Here is a 19,234-nt window from a genome sequence, read left to right as displayed (position 1 = left end):
TTTATTTAATTAGATTCTACCAATTCCAACAACCAACCTTTTTTATTTTGCACAGGAATCGTTGCATTCAGATTAAACGTTTTTTTAGTTTGAAAATTTTCAATTTCAGGAGCAATTAATTGGCATTTAGATGGATCCATTCCCAATTTTTTCCAATCAAAATTCAAGTGAAAATTTTGCTCACCATCTGCCCAACTTGCTATGGCAATCAACACTTTTTTATCCTTTTTATAGATCGTAGCTAATATTTTATTATTGTCCGTTTTTATAGGATTATTTTTAACCCAATAACCAATCATCTTACTTCCTTTAATTCCAAAATGATTCCATTCTTTCCATATTGGGCGAGGATCTGCAGGCACATTTTCCCCTCCATCCCAAAACAATCTATTTGTCATTCCATACAATAAACCACGATATAAATTTCCATTATTTTGCAACATCTCTCCCATCAAACCAAAAGGAATACCGGAAACTTCAGTTAGGAAAAAATCCGGACTATTATTATCATAGTCAAAATATTCCCCAAACCATAATCTGTTTATATATGGGAATAATTCTAAATACAAATTAGCACTATTAATAAAACCATCTGACTTATTGTACTGATTTGCCGAATGTAGATCAATAATACCGGGATGCCCATCATCGGTCATAACTTTTTTAATACGCTTCATCGTATTACGATCGAAAGCCACATCATCTAAATAAATTCCGTCTATTCCGATATTTTTGGTCAACCAATTCATTCCTTCTACATAATAGTTATGCCAACGGCTCATTCCACTATTTATAATTGCAGCATCATTTGTTTCTGGTGTATACCAAGCGGCAATATAATTACTATCTAAATGCTCTTGCAGCCAAGCATAACCTCCTCCTTTACCGTTAGAATATATTTCATGTCCCAAACTAAATAGTGCGGGTAATTCGTATGCTCTATTGGATAATTCACGAACAGTATTATAAATTTTAACTTTCATACCTAAGGCGTGCGCACTATCAATATACGCCTTCATCTCCTTAGTTTTGATAAAAGGATAATTGATATAAGGATTGATAGGCGTTCCTTGATGAATATTTATTACAGTCGCACAATAGTCTTTTGCTTTTTTTACTGGTAGATATTTATGTACAAATCTATTATCCCACTGAAATTCTGTATTTATAGTATGGAATGGTGTAACTAACAATCTAAAATTATAGTATAGCGTATCCCCTTTTTTTAACCTTCTTTCGCCAGAATAGCAATTCACTAACATAGAAGTTCCTTTTAAAGAAACGTCTATACCTCCAGCACCATCATTGCCCCAAGACGTTGGCAATAGTAAAGGTTTTTGCAAATAAAAATTCGTGTTTAATGGGCGTGAATAATTTTCATCCCTTAATCCAAATTGTAATCCAGCATTGACATCACCAATCCATGCGCCATCTTGGTTTTTATGCGCAACATCCCATTTCCAATTGATATCATGATTAAAAGCTTGCCCTTTTTCACCTAAGCCCATAAAATATTTAGCCACATCTGGAGTAATGGGTAGGTGTAATTGTACCTCTTTTAATTGAATATCTTCTGTCGCGATCAATTTAACTTCATAGTTTAAAAACCCATCAAATTCCAAACTACCATTTACCGCTAGTTGTAGACTTTTGTTTGTATTCAAGACATTCCAAGAAATCTTAGTATCTGTATTCTCACTATAATTTATAGGGCTTTGTGTAAAGGCTAAGTCCTTGCTTTTGCTATCTTTTATATGAAAATGTATAGGCTCGGTAATAATATTTCTCGCTTGTGTATCTACCGCAGTCATTTCCTCCGTAAAAAAAGTTTGGATAGATTTTGGGAAACCCGTTTTATCTATTGCTACTTTCCTCCCTAATAATTCTATTTCATTATTATTCAGTTTTAATGCCGTATAAGGAGGTATTAAAGCATTTTTCTCCGCCATCTTACTATTTAACCAAGTAAGTCTAGTCTGTTTCCATGGTTCATCGACACCATGATTTTTTGCAAGCTTATTAGAAATATTTATTTTAATAGGAACGATTCTATCTTTTAATCCTTTTGAATGAATAGTTATCGTGCCACTATAAGCACCAGCAGATGCATTATCTGGGATATTTACCAGACACCAAAATGCTTGCACCTTATTTATAGGAATTTGAACTTTAAAATTCATTGTATCGCCCAGCCAACTATTTCCATAATTATTGAGTATACTTAAATAGGATTTTTTTATAGTATTTGTTTTATATTTTAAATCCGACCATTCTAGTACAACATCAGCCAAACTATCTTTATCTGAATACAAACCCAGTTGAAAACTATAATTCTCACCTTTGTCTGTAGTACCCTCAAAATAAGGCGATTGAATATTTTTATGCATCCACCTATAAGGAAAATCTTTAGTCATTCGGATTGGATGCATTCTATCTTCTGAAAAAACAAAGTATTCTTGATTTTTATTTAATTTTAAAAATTCGTTTACTTCCGATTTCGTAGCGACAATTTCCATCGGATCAAAACTATTGAACTCATTAACTGATTCATTTCTTTGCGCAATAGCGACAACTGCAGAAGATTGTTTAAAGACATTCAACCATGTATCAGATGCAATATTTTCATCGTTATAGTATTTATCTTTCGGATAGAATGGGCTTCCTTGCCGATAAAATGGCATATAATAAATATAATAAGTCCCTTTGCCCGATACCGGTTCAAATAATATAGTTCCTTTTTCTCTGTCGATAAATTCTACTTTTGTATTTATAATCCTTTTATTCGTTAATGCATCCACTACAAAAATAGATTTTAATTCAGGGTTTTCATCTCTACGCCTCCACTCTATAGTAACTCTTGCCACTTTTCCCGCTTTTGGAACCGATACGACTATTCTATGATTTCCTAATGAATCATAATTCCATTCCTTAAAGGCAATTGTATTTTTTAAATTTTGACTATGTAAATTCTGAATACTTAGAAAAACAAAAAAAATAATTATACTGAAATGTATTTTTCTCATCACTATATTTTAGCTGAAATAGAATCTATTTGAATAAAGAAATAAGTACAATATTACTAAAAAAGAAAAATATTTTAATTTTCAAACGATTGCGTAATTTTATCCATACATCTATCATATTTTTATTTAAATACTATTACTATGTTACAAACGAAGCTAACCAAAATGGCATTTTTAACTTTTGGTATGTTCTCAATTGGATTTGCAAACGCACAAGAAAAAACCAGTAGCGAACTCTATAAGCAATTCGAAGATTCTCTCCATGCGAAAGTTCCTGAAACCAGTTTGCTTAAATTAAAGATGAACTATTTGCAATTGAACCAACGTAGATCAGCCAATGACTCTATAGATAAAGAAATTATTTCAATTTATCCGAAGGGCCAAGTTGCATCAATGGTTCAAATTATCCAAGATTTTAAAAAAATACAAGCAGAGCAATATACGTTGCAAGATTTTAATAAGCTAAAAACTGAATTCCCTGATGTAAATTTTGATGATGAAAATTCTGCTGCAGGATCTTATTATACCGCTTTAAAAAGTTCCGCTTACCCAATTTTCTTAATAAAAGACACCACTAAAGTACAAGAGTATAGCAAGGAATTAAGCGCCGAAGTACTTAACTCTATTTCTTGGAAATGGGCTGAAAGTGGACAACACTTGAGCATTGCTGAAATATTATCCAAAAAATCATTAGAAAAAACGAAAGCAGCTATAGAAAAATTACCTACAAGTGATAGTTCAGAAACAAGCAAGGATTTGAAACAAAGTTATTCCATGTATGAAGATACTTATGCGGTTATTCTGTCCAAAGAGGGCAAAAAAGCAGAAGCCTTAAAATATGAAGAAGATGCATATACTTATCTAAAAGGTGCAGAGTCTGACATAAACGGTACCTACATTACATTATTAAATGAAAATAAACAATGGAATAAAGCACTAGAAATTGGCAGCAAGGTTTATAAGGTAGGAAAAGGCAATGACATCGTTAAAGCTCAATTAGAAGCAGCATATAAAAAAGTTTATCCTGAAAGAGATGTTACCCCTTTTATAGAAGAGCTTGACAAACAAAAAGAACAAGCTGAAAAAGCAACCCTTTTGGCGTCCATGATTAATAAACCTTCACATGATTTCACACTAAAGAATCTGCAAGGAAAAAAAGTTTCTTTAAGTAGCTTAAAAGGAAAAGTAGTGATCATTGATTTCTGGGCAACATGGTGCGGACCTTGCAAAATGTCTTTTCCTGGAATGCAATTAGCCGTCAACAAATATAAAGACAATAAAGATGTAGTATTCTTGTTTGTAGATACTTGGGAACGAAGTACCCCTGAGCAACGATTTAAAGAGGTATCCTCATTTATCCAAGAAAAGAAATATACTTTTCAAGTACTTCTAGATGAGCCAAGTAAAACAAATGGTAAGGAATTTGACGTCATAAAATCATATGGGGTCACAGGTATTCCAACAAAATTTATCATTGGCAGAGATGGCAATATCAAATTTGAAATGGTTGGATTTTCAGGAAGTGATCAAGGTGTATTGACAGAAGTTTCGAATGCTGTCAATTTATTACTCAAAAGTTAGAATAATCAATAGCAATAAAAAAGGTGGAGCTCTTATAATTAAGCTCCACCTTTTTTATTACATAAAAATATCTTACACGGCCTCCGCAACAACTTCTTTTACTTCAGGAATCATGCGTTTCATCATACCTTCGATACCGGCTTTCAAAGTAATCATTGAAGATGGGCATCCGCTACAGCTACCTTGCATCATCAAATTAACTTTACCATCATCGTAGCTTTTGAATTGAATAGCACCGCCATCCATCTCAACAGCAGGACGTACATAATTATCCAAAAGTTCTTTAATTCTTTTTACAACATCATCGTCATCAGCAATCACTTCATTTCCATGATCCACTTTTATTTTAGCGACTTCATCTTCTAATATAATTGGACTTCCTCCTTCTATATATTCCTTCAGAAATTGCTTAACTGTTGGTATAATATCCATCCAATCTTCCGTATCTACACTTTTCGTAAGTGTAACGAAGTTACTTGCTATAAAAACGCTTTTTATAAATGGAAACCCAAACAATTCTTTTGCTAAGGGAGACGCTACAGAGTTTGTCTCATCTTGAAAATCAATACTTTTTCCTGGATATAACAACTTATTGGCCACAAATTTCATTGTTTCCGGATTAGGTGTCATTTCTGTATATATGCTGATCACTTGATTTCCTGTCTTAATCATAAATTAATCTTTTGGAGGCACAAAGGTACTATTTCTTTAATTTACAATAATAAAAATAGCGTCAAAATAGCGTTATATTTTACAGAAATGTCTAAAGATCATCTGCAATTGGCGTTTCTTGTGGTGTTTTAGATAAGTCTCTATCTAAGTCAAATAAGGCAGAATCTTGAGCTTTCGGGCCTCCTGCAATTTTAATTTTATCCAACAATTGCAATGCATATTTTTCCTCTTCTCTTTGTTCTGTTACAAACCATTGTAAATGATTCCAAGTAGCCCAATCACTTTCTTCCATCGCCAATTTAATAATTTTATAAATGGCTGTTGTATTTTCAACTTCTTGTTTGAATACCATTTCAAAGCATTCTTGCATAGATTTGGGCTCAACTCCAGGTTTCGGAATAGATTCAATAATAACTTTCCCACCTCTTTCTTGAATATATTCAATCAATTTAGCCATGTGAGAACGTTCTTCTGTAGAATGCTTAAATAAGAATCCAGAGATACCTGCATATCCTAAATCATCTGCCCAAGAGGATAACATTAAATACACTTGTGCAGAATAGGCTTCTAAAGTCATTTGTTTGTTCAAGGCATCCGCCATTTTAGCTGAAAGTCGGCATGTTTTCATACTTCTCTTTTTTGGTTTTATTTATTTCAAATTTAATTGATTGATTACGAAACATTGTCATATTACTGTTAATATGTAAATTTTTCTTTTGAATATTTTTTCAATTAGGATATACCTTTGCAGCATGCATCCTCAAGAATTAGCAATCGCAGATTTTACCTACGATTTACCAGATAGTAAAATTGCAAAATATCCATTGGCGCAAAGAGACGCAAGCAAACTTTTGATCTATAATCATGGCGATATCTCTGAAAGTCAATATTATAAATTAGATGAATATTTGCCTGCAAACACACTTCTTGTCTTTAACAATACAAAGGTGGTGGAAGCGCGCATTCTTTTTTATAAAGAAACTGGCTCTAAAATCGAACTATTTTGCCTTGAACCTGATGACCGATATAATGATATTACCTCCGCCATGTTGGAAAAAAAAGAAGTTTATTGGAAATGCCTTATCGGAGGTGCAAAAAAATGGAAATCAGGAGCACTGACACATTCATTTGAATTTAATGGTAAAAATATTGAACTTAACGCTACGCAAATAGAAAAAAGAAATGATTATTTTTTAATTCATTTTCAGTGGAATGAAACAACACTTTCCTTTGCAGAGATTCTACATTTTGCGGGCATTATTCCGCTTCCACCTTATTTGAAACGCGAAACAGAGGAATCTGATAAAGACCGTTATCAAACCGTCTATGCGAAATATGATGGTTCGGTTGCGGCACCAACAGCGGGTTTGCATTTCACAACAGATTTATTAGAAAATTTGGGCAAAAAAGGAATCGAACATGACTTTGTCACATTACATGTCGGCGCTGGCACATTCAAACCTGTAAAGGCAGACACAATGGGTGAACACGAAATGCATTATGAAGCTATTGATGTAAAAAAATCATTTATCCAAAATCTCCTTAACCATCTTGATGGCAAGATTATCCCTGTCGGCACGACGTCCATACGCACATTGGAAAGTTTGTATTGGATCGGGGTCAAATGTCATCTTGGTAAATTGACATCTTTGCACGACGACTTAACGCAATGGGAACCTTACGAATTGCCGCAAGATATAGATGCAAAAACAGCATTATCTGCATTAATTAAATGGTTGGAAGACCAAAAAATGGATCGACTTTTAACGCGTACGCAAATCATTATAGCACCAGGTTATCAATTACGTATTGCAGACGGCTTAATTACCAATTTTCATCAGCCACAATCCACCTTGATTTTACTAGTGGCAGCAATCGTTGGAGATAAATGGCGAGAGATATACCAATATGCCTTAACGCATGATTTTAGATTTCTCAGTTATGGCGACGGAAGTCTTTTATGGAAATAAAAAAGGGAACGCAATTGCGTTCCCTTTTTTATAACAATTTGTTTACTAATTAGTTCCGGGATAATATTTTGCTAATAGATCTTCCAAATCAGCACCTCTAACGTCTTTCGCAACAATCTTTCCACTTGGATCAATTAAGAAATTTTGAGGTAATGCGACAACTCCATATTTCTTGGCTGCTGCATTATTCCAAAATTGTAAATCAGAAACCTGTGTCCAATCCAACTTATCTTGATGAATAGCATCTAACCAATCTTCTTTATCGCCAGGTTTGTCTAAAGAAACCCCCAAAATTTTGAATCCTTTTGCCTTGTACTTATTGTAATTATATACAAATAATTTATTATCTGAGCGACAAGGTCCACACCAACTTGCCCAAAAACTTAACAATGTATAATGACCTCTAAAAGATGATAATGCAACTGGGTTTCCTAAAGTATCATTTTGAATGAAATCTGGAGCTATGCCACCAACTGGAGCTAATTTTGCCAATTTGATTAATTGACTCAACTTTTGTCCATCTGTAGAGTTTTGTTCATTTGCAGGTAAAGTCAACAACAATTGTTGTATCTCATCAGGATTTTTGATATTAATACCTGCGTATTGCTGCAATGCATACAATGCAATGATAGAATTAGGATTGCTGCGCACAAAATTACCATACATATTGTCATTCATTTGTTGACGTAATGCAAGGATTTGTTTTGCAATTTGATTTTGAGCTGACTTGTTTTTAGCTTTGGCATAAGTGTTATATTGATCCATTAACGGAGCCATTTTAGATTCAAATGGCACAGCAGCTGCTTGTATCAATTTAAAATCTTCATTTGAGGGAGATCCCGTAACTGTTACATTTGAAAAAGTATTTAAACTATTCACAGTAATATCTCCAGGTTGGATAAAAATAGACATAACATCTTTACCCATATTTGTTGTATCCTTCTTATATTTCAAATAAAGATCTGCTCTAACGGGACCACTTAATAAACCATCAAAATGATACTTACCATCATGCACTTCCGCACTATCCATAAAATTCTGTTCTCTGTAAGGATAATACAATAACACTTTTTCGGGTTTACCTTGCAAATTTTCTAACTTTCCTTCCAATGTAAATTTGGATTCAGTTTGCGCTTTAGTTAGCAATGGTACGCAAATCATCAATGATAATATCCAACCTAAACTTTTCATCTTAATACTTTTTAATATAGGAGTCTGAATATGTTAACAAGTTTAATGCTAAATTGATTATTCTTTTCAATTTTAACGCCGCATTAATTATGGCAAGATAATCATACCAATGTAAAAAAAACACCAAACCATAGAATATTTGTAAAAAGCCAAAATGATTTGATCGTTCAAAGTTAACTTCGTCCCTAGAATTTTTTGAAAATGTACACATACGAATCTAGTAAAGCAGCTTTTGAAAGAGCGCAAAAATCAATTCCTGGCGGTGTCAATTCACCTGTCAGAGCATTTAAAAATGTAGGAGGCATTCCTCTTTTTTTAGAAAAAGCAGAGGGCGCTTATTTATACGACATAGACGGTAATAAATACGTGGATTTTGTTGGATCGTGGGGACCAATGATTTTGGGACATGCGCATCGTCCAGTAATTGAGGCGATTCAAAAAAAGGCAGAGAAATCCACATCCTTCGGTGCCCCAACAGAATTAGAAACAGAGATTGCAGAATTGATAAAATCTATGGTTCCGAATGTTGATCTTATTCGAATGGTCAATAGTGGTACGGAGGCTTGCATGAGTGCCATTCGTTTAGCTCGTGGCTATACTGGTAAAAATAAATTTATCAAATTTGATGGTTGTTATCATGGTCATGCAGATATGTTTTTGGTAAATGCAGGCAGTGGAGTAGCAACTTTAAATATCCAAACGGTTCCCGGCGTAACGGCTGGTGTGACCAATGATACTTTAATTGCTCCGTATAATGATCTGGAGGCGGTAAAAAAATTAGTTGCCGAACATAAAGATGAAATTGCAGCAATCATTGTTGAACCTGTAGCTGGTAATATGGGTTGCGTTTTACCTAAAGTAGGTTTTTTAGATGGATTACGTGCTATCTGCGATGAAAATAAAATGTTGTTGATTTTTGATGAAGTCATGACGGGTTTTCGCCAATCCAAAGGCGGCGCACAAGCAAGGTTAAATATTGATGCCGACTTGATGACTTTTGGAAAAGTTATCGGTGCAGGTTTGCCTGTCGGCGCATTTGCTGGTAAAAAAGAAATCATGAGCCACATCGCACCTTTAGGCAATGTGTATCAAGCGGGAACTTTAAGTGGGAATCCACTTGCAATGATCGCAGGATTTACTCTTTTATCCGAATTAAATTTACATCCAGAATATTATACAGAATTAGCAGAAAAAGCTGCTTATTTGAAAAAGGGCATTATTGATGTATTTGCAAAGCATGATGAACCAGTGCAAGTCAATCAATTAGGAAGTATGATGAGTTTATTTTTCAATGCTGCTCCAGTAACAGATTTTGCAACTTCTGCGGCGTCTGATCAAGCTAAATTTTCTAAATTTTTTCATGGATTGTTAAAACGTGGCGTATATCTACCGGCATCTCAATATGAATGTTGGTTCTTGAGTAATGCATTAACAATTGCGGATTTAGATTTTACCATAAAAGCAATGGACGAAAGCTTAAGTGAATTATCAGCAAATTAATTATCTCACTTTAAAATTAAATAAAAGTCGATCAAATTAATTATCTGACTTTTATTTAATTTTAATTACTTGACTGCTGTATTGAAACCACTGTACTACTTTCTTGAGCGAAATGTATATCGTGTTGCTGAAACATGGCAACAATTTCACGATTTACTTCTCCCGTTAAATTATTAAAATCAGTGGAGGACATGTCTCCAACATTAATATAATACTCCAAGTACATAAAATGTGCGCTACTTCCTGTTTGTTGTAAATATACGGATATCGCTAGAGCATTTTTTTCAGAAAGCAAATTCGTTATTTGCTCCTTTATCCATATAAGATCATCAGAGGTTGCAGAAAGAGATATTTCCAATTTTTCACTGAATTTGTATTGGGAACGTTGCGATACATTATCCAAAAGAGTATCGACCATTTGCTTATTAGGAACTGTCACCAATGTTTTATTTGCAGTGCGCAACCTCGTACTTCTCAATCCAATGGCTTCCACTGTACCAGAAACGCCACTTACAGTTACATAATCTCCTATATAAAATGGTTTATCTAAAAATATAATAAATGAGGCGATTAGATTTTCCAAACTTTCTTTAGCGGCTAGTGCTAAGGCCGCAGTAACCAAACTGATATTGGTCAACAATCCTTGAATGCTATATCCCAACCCGATCTTGATACTCATTAGTACTCCTATGATTATCAATACGATACGAGATAGATCACCCAACAAAGTAAATAGCTGTAACGCAGACTTATTTCCAGATTTTTGAGAATGAACTTTATAAATGGAAAAAATAAAATATACTACTCCTATCGCAAGATTGATAAAACTATAAATCAGCACTATTCTCAATAAAGCATCCCCCCAATACACTAAATCCTTACCAAACAATGGAATAGATTTTAAATCAGAAGGTGGTGTTAGTAAATTTAAAGATGCAATGGTTATAAACCAGAATAGAAATCTACCAAATCTAGCAACAATATAATTATCGAAATTACTTTTATACTGTGTACTTATATCTTTAGATAAAAACTTAAATATAAGATTGGCAATAAAACGTGACAGTAATTTCCGAATAAAAAAGGCAATCAAAATTGTAGCTACTGCTATCAATATAGACTTGAGATGATTGTCTAAAATTTCTGTAGAACCAATTTTTTCGAGAAAATCTGCCAATGTGTTATTATTTTTATTGTTGAATAGAATAAATAGAGATATTATCCGAGCTTAGGACGAAAAGACGATCATTTAGAAAACGTATCGTTTGAACATCTTCCGCCTTTAAGGGTAAATTTAATTTATTATAGTCAAAATCAGAAAGCGTCGCGATATCAAGCTGCATATCCTCTCTTCCTATCAATTTTTGATTTTCGACTTTCACATTTTGCCAATGTAAATAAGGATAATTTTTTTTGACCGCACCATAATAGTCCATAATAAACCAACCTAAATTTTTGTCATACAGATACAATTGTCCGTCATTGTCTATGATTGCATCAGGATCCGGCGGATCTTGAAATAAAACCCTGAAGTCATCAGAGGTGGATAAAATATTACCTTGATCGTCCAATTTTTTCAACTTGTATTCTTGCTCATCAAAAACCCAAAGATTATTATCATAACTGATACTAATCGTTTTTGCTTGTAAAATACCACTTCGACGTAAATCGAGTTTATTAATATTATTTAAAAAGCGATCTAAGGCAATTACAGTCGAAAAATCTTGGTAATAAACCAATAATTTTAATGGATTTGTAGCATCCATTCTCGAAATCGTTCCAAACTGTTTTACATCGTTAAACAAACCAATGGAATCTCCTTTGGAATTGTATTTTTTTAATTGATTGCTCAATTTAGATATTGTGTAAATATTACCCAAATTGTCAACATAAAGCTGACTAAATTTTCCTTCTATAGAAAATAATTTATTCAATCCGATCGTCGGAATTTTTGGCGTCTGCGCTCCTAATGAGGAACAAGCAATCAGAGCAATTACGAAGATGCAAATAATTTTTCTCATACAACTTCATTATTTATTTAAATTTCTAGCCACAATGGCCCTATCGTTGAGGATATTTCCTGCATAATTTTTTAATTCCAAATTTTTACCATCAAATTCCGCATAGGTAAAATGATCAATCCAATCTCCTAAATTAACATAATGGCTATTTTCTTTCAATAGGATATCGATTGGAAAATGTCTATGCCCAAATATAAAATAATCGAAGTATTGTTGCTGCAAAACTTCTTGTGAATAAATCACCAACCATTCTTTATCATCACCCAACCAAATCGAATCTCCATTTCCTGTTTTAGCTCTACTTTTGCGACTGAAATAATTGGCAATTCCGATCCCGATCCATGGATGTAATGCGCCAAATAATAAACGACAAAGTTTATTTCTAAATATTTTTTTCAAAAATTTATATCCGTGATCTCCAGGTCCTAATCCATCTCCGTGACCGATATAAAATTTCTTGCCATTCCATTCATACGTTTGAGGATTGTCAAAAACCTCCATGTGAAATTCTTTTTCAAAATAACCTTGCATCCACATATCGTGATTACCTATGAAAAATTTCATCGGAATCCCACTATCTGCAATCTCTGCCAACTTACCCAAAATACGCGTATAACCCTTTGGAACGACATCTTTGTATTCATACCAAAAATCAAACATGTCTCCCACCAAAAAAATACAAGCAGCATCTTTTTTAATTTGATCCAAAAATGCCACAATCTTTTTTTCGCGTACCAAACTACGGTCGTAATCTGGTGCACCTAAATGAAAATCTGAAAGGAAATAAATCTTTTTTCCTTTTTCTAATACCGCCATTGAATGTTTAATTTAAGGCTTTATTCTTATAAAAAAGGTACCGAATTAATTTCAGTACCTTTTATTAACGTTCTATAAATGTAAAATTATGCTTCTGTTGCAGGCAAAGGATTCAAACCTGGATCAAATGGAGGTACACCTTCGCTAACTGTTCCATTTTGATTTTCGTGAGATTCATTATCAACAAGATCAATTTCTGAAGCTTTATTCTCTTCAAATGGTCTTTTACCGATTAATGTTTCTACATCGCTTTTGAACAAAACTTCATTTTTCAATAAAGCTTGAGCCAATTTTTCGACATCTTCTTTATGTTCAGTCAACAATTCCAATGTTCTTTCGTATGTTTTTTGAATCGTATTTCTTACTTCTTCATCAATCAATTTGCCTGTTTCCTCGCTATAAGGTTTGGTAAACGAACTATCTTGTTGTGGATCATAGTAGCTGATATTTCCAATTTTTGGATTCATACCATATACAGTGATCATACTATATGCACTTTTGGTTACTTGTTGCAAGTCATTAGATGCACCTGTAGAAATTTTTCCGAAGAAAATTTGTTCGGATGCACGACCACCTAAAGTCATACACATTTGATCCATCAATTGATCTGTATTATACAAATATTGCTCTTTCGGCGTGTACTGTGCATATCCCAATGCCGCACTACCTCTAGGAACAATCGTAACTTTCAATAAAGGATAAGCGTATTCCAAGAACCAACCACAGATAGCGTGACCAGCTTCATGATAAGCGATGATTTTCTTTTCATCAGGGGAAATGATTTTGTTTTTCTTTTCCAAACCACCAATCACACGATCAATGGCATCTTGGAAATCAATCATTTCTACAGAATCTTTTCCTTTACGTGCTGCGATCAATGCCGCTTCATTACAAATATTCGCAATATCCGCACCCGCAAAACCAGGCGTTTGTTCTGCTAATTTGAATATATCTAAAGTTTGAGAAGTTTTGATTGGTTTCAAATGAACTTTGAAAATATCTTCTCTTCCTTTAATATCTGGACGATCAATAGAAATCTGTCTGTCAAAACGACCTGGACGCAACAAAGCACTGTCCAACACATCTGGTCTATTCGTAGCGGCTAAGATGATAATACCTGTTTCTCCAGAAAAACCATCCATTTCCACCAATAATTGGTTCAATGTATTTTCTCTTTCATCGTTGCTCATCATCGCATTTCTGCCTCTAGCACGACCGATTGCATCAATTTCATCTATAAAAATCACACAAGGCGCTTTTTCACGTGCTTGTTTGAATAAATCACGTACTCTACCAGCACCAACACCGACAAACATTTCAACGAAATCAGATCCACTTACGCTAAAGAATGGAACTTGCGCTTCGCCAGCCATTGCTTTTGCCAATAAAGTTTTACCAGTTCCCGGAGGGCCAACTAATAATGCACCTTTAGGAATCTTACCACCCAAATTGGTATATTTTTTCGGACTTTTCAAGAAATCAACGATTTCCATCACTTCCACTTTTGCCTCATCAAGACCAGCTACATCTTTGAATGTGATATTAACTTTGGTTCCTTTTTCGAATAATTGTGCTTTCGATTTACCGATATTGAAAATACCACCTCCAGCACCACCAGCGCCACCGCCGCCAACTTTTCGCATGAATAATAACCAGATAGCAGCAAACATCAATACAGGAAGTATAATGTTTACAATCGGATTCGCATACCAAGGATTATCCGTATCTACGACTTCTGTTGCTTTTGCAACTGTAGGATTCGCAGTATAGAAGTCACGCATACTTTGTTGAAAACTAGGCCAATCCGTTACCTGAAATTGGAATAAAGGCGAACCTTGATTGTCTTTGATTCCAGGGAAATTTTTCTGATACGTTGCTTTAAATAAGCTGTCTTTTTTAATATAGACTTGAACTACATTCTTATCGCTGATTTCAGAAATTTTCTCTACGTCGCCCGGAGCCAACATATTTTCCTGAAAATTCTGAATAGATGTGCGTGCTATATTTGGAATGTCTTTGTGAAATAAACTGTAACCTATAAGTAAAATTCCAATCAATGCATAAATCCAATAAATGCTGATCTTAGGTCCTTTATTACCTGGTTTGTTGTTATTGCCTTTACCAAAATTTGGTTTCAATTGCTTGTTTTCCTGTGCCATACAGATTTAATATCTTCTAAAAATATCTTTTAAATAATATATAATAACTTAGTTACGAAATAGTTCGTGGTATTTAAAATAAATTAAACAGACTCCCCATCGCTCCACATTTCCTCTAGCCTGTAATACTTCCTAATATCTGGTAGCATTATATGAACGACTATATTTACGTAATCGACAATAATCCATTCCATATTATTCAGACCTTCTATCTTGTACGGATGCTCTCCACATTCCTCCCAGACCTCCTTTTCAATATTATCACAGATGGCTTTAAGTTGCACACCTGTAGATGCTTCACACACGATAAAAAAATCAGCAGAAGCCACTTCTATCTTTCTTAAATCTAAAGATAGTATCTCTTCCCCTTTTTTATCATCGATTGCGCTTATTATCGTTTTATAGAGTTTGGAGTTTTTTGCAAGCTTAGTGGACTTGCTTACTTTAGTCGTATCCGAAACTTTTTTTGCTGTTGTAGTTGTTGCCAAATAATATTCTAATTTAAATGAATTTAAAATTAATAAGCTACCTAATCTGTCTAACGATTTTTGATATCTATGCTATATTCGCATCAAAAATAGTAATTCTTTGTCTTTAGTACCTACAAAACATTCCATTGGACAAATATTTCTTGAGCTTAAGGAGGTAGAAAGTACCAACAATTATGCCATGGCATTTGCCAATAGTGAAGAAGCTACACACGGAATCGCCGTATTTGCGCACCATCAAAGTGCAGGCAAAGGACAGCGGGGTAAAGCCTGGAAAGACCATTCAGGTGAAAACATTGCGATATCCTTTATTATAGATACCTCTGCGCTTTCCTTGCAATATCAATTTCAGATAATTATTTTATCTGGATTGGCCACTTATGATCTTTTATATGATTATTACGATGAAATGTTAAAAATTAAATGGCCTAATGATATCTATTTTGGTGACAAAAAGGCAGTAGGCATTTTAACGGAAAGTCTAGTAAAAGGTAATAAATGGCAGTGGACCGTTGCTGGAATTGGCATAAATGTAAATCAAATTGATTTTGAAGAGGTTATTCAAAAAAAAGCAACATCACTAAAATTACTCACAGGGAAAGATTTTGACACAGTTGCACTCGCCAAACAATTATGTGAAAAAATGGAAACACGTTGGCAACAATTAAATCAATTAGGGTTTGATTACTTGTTGTCCATTTATAATCAACTACTTTACAAAAAAGATGAAATTTTATCTTTTCGCAAAAGAGAAAACGGCGAGATTTTCGAAGGTAAAATCCAATCTGCACAGAAAGATGGTAAATTAGTTATCCAAGTAAAAGAACAATTACAATTTTTTAATTTTGGAGAAATAGAATTTATAATACCAAGTCAATTATGATACAAATATTCCAACATACCTTCGGACCATTTCAAGAAAATACATATTTGCTTGCAAACGAAAATAAACAAACAGTCATCATTGATCCAGGAATGTATTTCCCAGAAGAAAATATTGTCTTACAAGAAACGCTTGAAAAAAATCAATTGCAACCCACACAACTTTGGTTGACTCACGCACACATTGATCACGTAATGGGAATGAAATATATACATGATCAATTTCAATTGGAACCAAAATTACATAAAGAAGATCTTGTTGTTTTAGAAAATGCAGCGGCTTCAGGTGCTAGATTTGGATTAAAATTTAATCCTTACGACGGGGAGTTACATTTTGTAACCGACCAAGATAAATTGCAATTGGGAGAAGATGAATTTTCGATTTTTTTTGTGCCAGGACATAGTCCTGGAAGTATTGGTTTTTATAACGAAAAACAAAAATTTATCATCGGCGGCGATGTTTTATTTAAAAATAGCATAGGCCGTACAGATCTTCCTGGCGGCGACACACAAACATTGTTGAATAGTATTCGTACGAAATTATTTACACTTCCAGACGATGTCGTTGTTTATCCTGGCCACGGCGAACCCACTACGATTGGATACGAAAAAACAAATAATCCATTTTTGAAGTAAGAAAAACGGTCATCTTTTGCATTGGTGCAAAAGATGATCATTTGAAAATTAATTACGGACTCTCGATAATAACTAGCTTGTTAAGTCTTTTCCTATTTGGGTTCTATAGCAGTTTCTATACTTGTCTTTTCCTTTAATTTATACCACTCAGATTTTAGTTTACAGTCTCTCTGATAGAACTAAATATAATTTTTTTAAAAGAAACATACAGACTTGTCTGTTCACTTAAAATATTATCCTATCTTCGTGCTGTCAAAATTTAATTTTATGTCATCACCAAAAAATAGGATTCTAGAGACAGCATCAGACCTCTTTGCTAATCAAGGCTACAACTCCACGGGAATTAATCAGATAATTGCTGAGGCAAGTGTCGCAAAAGCTAGTTTTTATCAGCATTTTAAGTCCAAAGAAGACCTTTGTGTTGCTTTCCTAGATGCAAGACACACTTATTGGTTCAATGAACTTCAAAATTTCACAAAAGGCAAAGAAGACACTGAATCCAAAGTGATTTCATCTTTTGATTTTTTAATTTATATGAATCAAAAGGAGAATTTTCGAGGCTGTAGTTTTTTAAATATTTTATCTGAAATCCCCAATGATAATGTGAAAATTTTAAGGCCTATTCAGCAGCATAAAAAAGACCTCCGCGTATTTTTCAATTCAATTATAGAAGATGAAATTGTATCAGATCACATTTATCTCCTTTTCGAGAGCTGCATTATAGAAAGTAAAATGTTTAAATCCAACGAACTAATAGAAAAATCCAAAATAATTATAAACAACCTAATACATTAAATTATGGAACAGAAATTTCCGCTACCTCCATACACATTGGAGACCGCACTACAGAAGATACAATTTGCAGAAGATGCTTGGAATTCACAAGATCCTGAGAAGATTTCTAAAGCTTACACTATTGATAGTGAATGGAGAAATAGAGATCAATTTGTAAATGGACGAGAAGCAATTGTAAAATTTCTTTCAGAAAAATGGAAGAAAGAATTGCACTATAAATTGAAAAAAGAATACTGGGCACATACGGACAATCGCATAGCCGTGAGATTCGAATATGAGTTTATGGATTTAGATGGTAACTGGTTTCGGGCATATGGTAATGAAAATTGGGAATTTGATGAGAATGGTTTGATGGCAAAAAGATATGCAAGTATCAATAATTTAGCGATTACAGAAGAGGAACGAAAGTTTAAATAAACTTTTGCAAAGCCAGATACCAATAGTCGTTTGCCTTTCGAAGGATTCGATATCTCGGAAGGTAATATTATTAAAAGCGCCTTGCATTGCAAGGCTTTTTTACTATATCAATTCTAATGTATATTTTGTCGACAACTGGTATTCTTTTCCTGGTTTGGCGATCAATAAACCAATACCATGATTAAAAGAATTAGGAATGCTGGTTAAGTTTTCAACAGCCAAACTTTTGCGACTTGGCGGTATGTACAATTGCAAAATTGGATAACCTTTATCTGGGAAAACCTTTAATTCGATGCCTACTTGTTTATCACGTAGCTCGATTGCAGGCTCGTCATTTTCGATTAAAGTAAAACTATTATCCAATTCTACACCTTCAAATGTGCGAAAATCAGCAAACTCGCTATAAGGCACAAATTCGCCCGTTGGCAAAAGCGTATCATCGAAAACGGCCAATTCTTTACTTTTAAAACGTCCTTCCAAAGTATCGACAGAATCTCCTAATTGAAAATACGGATGCCACCCATCATTAAATGGAATATCCGAGTCGCCCTCATTTTTGAAAAAAGTATCAATCGTTAAGGATTTTCCTTCCAATTTATACTTTACTTTTAAGGTAAATGGAAATGGAAATCCATTCACATCTGTATCATATTTTTTGGAAAAAACGGCAATGGCAAAATCATCCGAAGAGATTTTATCTTCCAATTCGAACACCTCATCAAACATCAAACCATGCAAGGCGGATGCGCCATCTTTAAATTTGTCTATTTGATATTCTTTACCTTCAAACGAAAAAGCACTATTTGCCAATCTACATACAAATGGGCTCAATTTTGCTCCATGAAAACCATTGGTAATATTATTTTTCGCATCTTCCGTATTGGAATATGCATCAATAACATTGATTTCTTTTTCGTCTTTAACAATGGAAAACTTATTCAAAATAGCGCCAAAGGCAAATACCTCTGCAGCAACACCTTCATTTCCCAATAAATCCACTCTTAAATTTTCTCCCTCTCCATTGACAACAACTGAATACGGCATAGTTCGTTTTAATATTTTTTATTTATCTAAAAAAGCAAT

Annotated in this window: 17 protein-coding genes; 7 read left to right on the top strand and 10 right to left on the bottom strand. The window is 33.9% G+C overall.

What is annotated here, in order from left to right; all coding sequences use genetic code 11:
* Window positions 1-5: 5 nt before the first annotated feature.
* Window positions 6-3,023, bottom strand: coding sequence for a glycoside hydrolase domain-containing protein (locus tag E0W69_RS18840; protein ID WP_131331611.1), 3,018 nt, complete (start codon window positions 3,021-3,023; stop codon window positions 6-8).
* Between the two features lie 141 nt (window positions 3,024-3,164).
* Here E0W69_RS18840 and E0W69_RS18835 point away from each other — a divergent pair, with 141 nt between their 5' ends.
* A complete protein-coding gene (locus E0W69_RS18835) occupies window positions 3,165-4,604 on the top strand; it encodes a TlpA disulfide reductase family protein (RefSeq protein ID WP_131331610.1) in 1,440 nt (479 codons plus the stop codon).
* Window positions 4,605-4,676: 72 nt separating this feature from the next.
* Here the strand turns inward: E0W69_RS18835 and E0W69_RS18830 are convergent, their stop codons facing one another.
* Together E0W69_RS18830 and E0W69_RS18825 are read right to left on the bottom strand one after the other, a co-directional pair.
* Complete coding sequence (locus E0W69_RS18830; RefSeq protein WP_131331609.1) at window positions 4,677-5,276, bottom strand: NifU family protein; 600 nt, start codon at window positions 5,274-5,276, stop codon at window positions 4,677-4,679.
* Window positions 5,277-5,367: 91 nt separating this feature from the next.
* Window positions 5,368-5,904: a ferritin gene (locus E0W69_RS18825; RefSeq protein WP_131331608.1), complete on the bottom strand. Its 537-nt coding sequence runs from the start codon at window positions 5,902-5,904 to the stop codon at window positions 5,368-5,370.
* Between the two features lie 124 nt (window positions 5,905-6,028).
* Between E0W69_RS18825 and E0W69_RS18820 the strand changes: the two genes are divergently transcribed.
* The gene (locus tag E0W69_RS18820) at window positions 6,029-7,246 is read left to right on the top strand and encodes an S-adenosylmethionine:tRNA ribosyltransferase-isomerase (RefSeq protein ID WP_131331607.1); all 1,218 of its coding nucleotides are present in this window, start codon (window positions 6,029-6,031) and stop codon (window positions 7,244-7,246) included.
* Between the two features lie 45 nt (window positions 7,247-7,291).
* On the opposite strand, the gene E0W69_RS18815 is transcribed toward E0W69_RS18820, so the two are convergent.
* Window positions 7,292-8,437 carry a TlpA disulfide reductase family protein gene (locus E0W69_RS18815; protein WP_131331606.1) on the bottom strand — a complete coding sequence of 382 codons (1,146 nt, stop codon included), beginning with the start codon at window positions 8,435-8,437 and terminating at the stop codon, window positions 7,292-7,294.
* 201 nt (window positions 8,438-8,638) lie between these two features.
* On the opposite strand from E0W69_RS18815, the gene hemL reads away from it, so the two are divergent.
* Window positions 8,639-9,937: a glutamate-1-semialdehyde 2,1-aminomutase gene (hemL, locus tag E0W69_RS18810; RefSeq protein WP_131331605.1), complete on the top strand. Its 1,299-nt coding sequence runs from the start codon at window positions 8,639-8,641 to the stop codon at window positions 9,935-9,937.
* A 61-nt stretch (window positions 9,938-9,998) separates the two neighbouring features.
* Here hemL and E0W69_RS18805 read toward each other — a convergent pair whose 3' ends face one another.
* The 5 genes from E0W69_RS18805 to rsfS form a co-directional block, all read right to left on the bottom strand.
* Entirely contained in the window at window positions 9,999-11,114 is a 1,116-nt protein-coding gene (locus E0W69_RS18805; RefSeq protein WP_131331604.1) for a mechanosensitive ion channel family protein, read from the bottom strand.
* 13 nt (window positions 11,115-11,127) lie between these two features.
* On the bottom strand, window positions 11,128-11,958 hold the full coding sequence (locus E0W69_RS18800; RefSeq protein WP_131331603.1) for an SdiA-regulated/phytase-like domain-containing protein: 831 nt from the start codon (window positions 11,956-11,958) through the stop codon (window positions 11,128-11,130).
* 9 nt (window positions 11,959-11,967) lie between these two features.
* Complete coding sequence (locus tag E0W69_RS18795) at window positions 11,968-12,774, bottom strand: UDP-2,3-diacylglucosamine diphosphatase (protein WP_131331602.1); 807 nt, start codon at window positions 12,772-12,774, stop codon at window positions 11,968-11,970.
* A gap of 86 nt (window positions 12,775-12,860) precedes the next feature.
* On the bottom strand, window positions 12,861-14,933 hold the full coding sequence (gene ftsH, locus E0W69_RS18790) for an ATP-dependent zinc metalloprotease FtsH (protein ID WP_131331601.1): 2,073 nt from the start codon (window positions 14,931-14,933) through the stop codon (window positions 12,861-12,863).
* 83 nt (window positions 14,934-15,016) lie between these two features.
* The gene (rsfS, locus tag E0W69_RS18785; RefSeq protein WP_131331600.1) at window positions 15,017-15,421 is read right to left on the bottom strand and encodes a ribosome silencing factor; all 405 of its coding nucleotides are present in this window, start codon (window positions 15,419-15,421) and stop codon (window positions 15,017-15,019) included.
* Between the two features lie 100 nt (window positions 15,422-15,521).
* Between rsfS and E0W69_RS18780 the strand changes: the two genes are divergently transcribed.
* From E0W69_RS18780 to E0W69_RS18765, 4 genes are all read left to right on the top strand, one after another.
* Window positions 15,522-16,304 carry a biotin--[acetyl-CoA-carboxylase] ligase gene (locus E0W69_RS18780; protein WP_131331599.1) on the top strand — a complete coding sequence of 261 codons (783 nt, stop codon included), beginning with the start codon at window positions 15,522-15,524 and terminating at the stop codon, window positions 16,302-16,304.
* On the top strand, window positions 16,301-16,939 hold the full coding sequence (locus E0W69_RS18775) for an MBL fold metallo-hydrolase (RefSeq protein ID WP_131331598.1): 639 nt from the start codon (window positions 16,301-16,303) through the stop codon (window positions 16,937-16,939). Before E0W69_RS18780 ends, E0W69_RS18775 begins: the two co-directional genes overlap by 4 nt.
* A gap of 267 nt (window positions 16,940-17,206) precedes the next feature.
* On the top strand, window positions 17,207-17,734 hold the full coding sequence (locus tag E0W69_RS18770; RefSeq protein WP_131331597.1) for a TetR/AcrR family transcriptional regulator: 528 nt from the start codon (window positions 17,207-17,209) through the stop codon (window positions 17,732-17,734).
* A 3-nt stretch (window positions 17,735-17,737) separates the two neighbouring features.
* Window positions 17,738-18,151 carry a nuclear transport factor 2 family protein gene (locus tag E0W69_RS18765; RefSeq protein ID WP_131331596.1) on the top strand — a complete coding sequence of 138 codons (414 nt, stop codon included), beginning with the start codon at window positions 17,738-17,740 and terminating at the stop codon, window positions 18,149-18,151.
* A gap of 102 nt (window positions 18,152-18,253) precedes the next feature.
* On the opposite strand, the gene E0W69_RS18760 is transcribed toward E0W69_RS18765, so the two are convergent.
* A complete protein-coding gene (locus E0W69_RS18760) occupies window positions 18,254-19,195 on the bottom strand; it encodes an aldose 1-epimerase (protein WP_131331595.1) in 942 nt (313 codons plus the stop codon).
* Between the last annotated feature and the right edge of the window lie 39 nt (window positions 19,196-19,234).

Source organism: Rhizosphaericola mali, from assembly GCF_004337365.2.
In the GTDB taxonomy this organism is placed as follows: domain Bacteria; phylum Bacteroidota; class Bacteroidia; order Chitinophagales; family Chitinophagaceae; genus Rhizosphaericola; species Rhizosphaericola mali.
The sequence above is the reverse complement of the archived record's forward strand: the minus strand, read 5'-3'. Positions and strand labels throughout refer to the sequence as shown.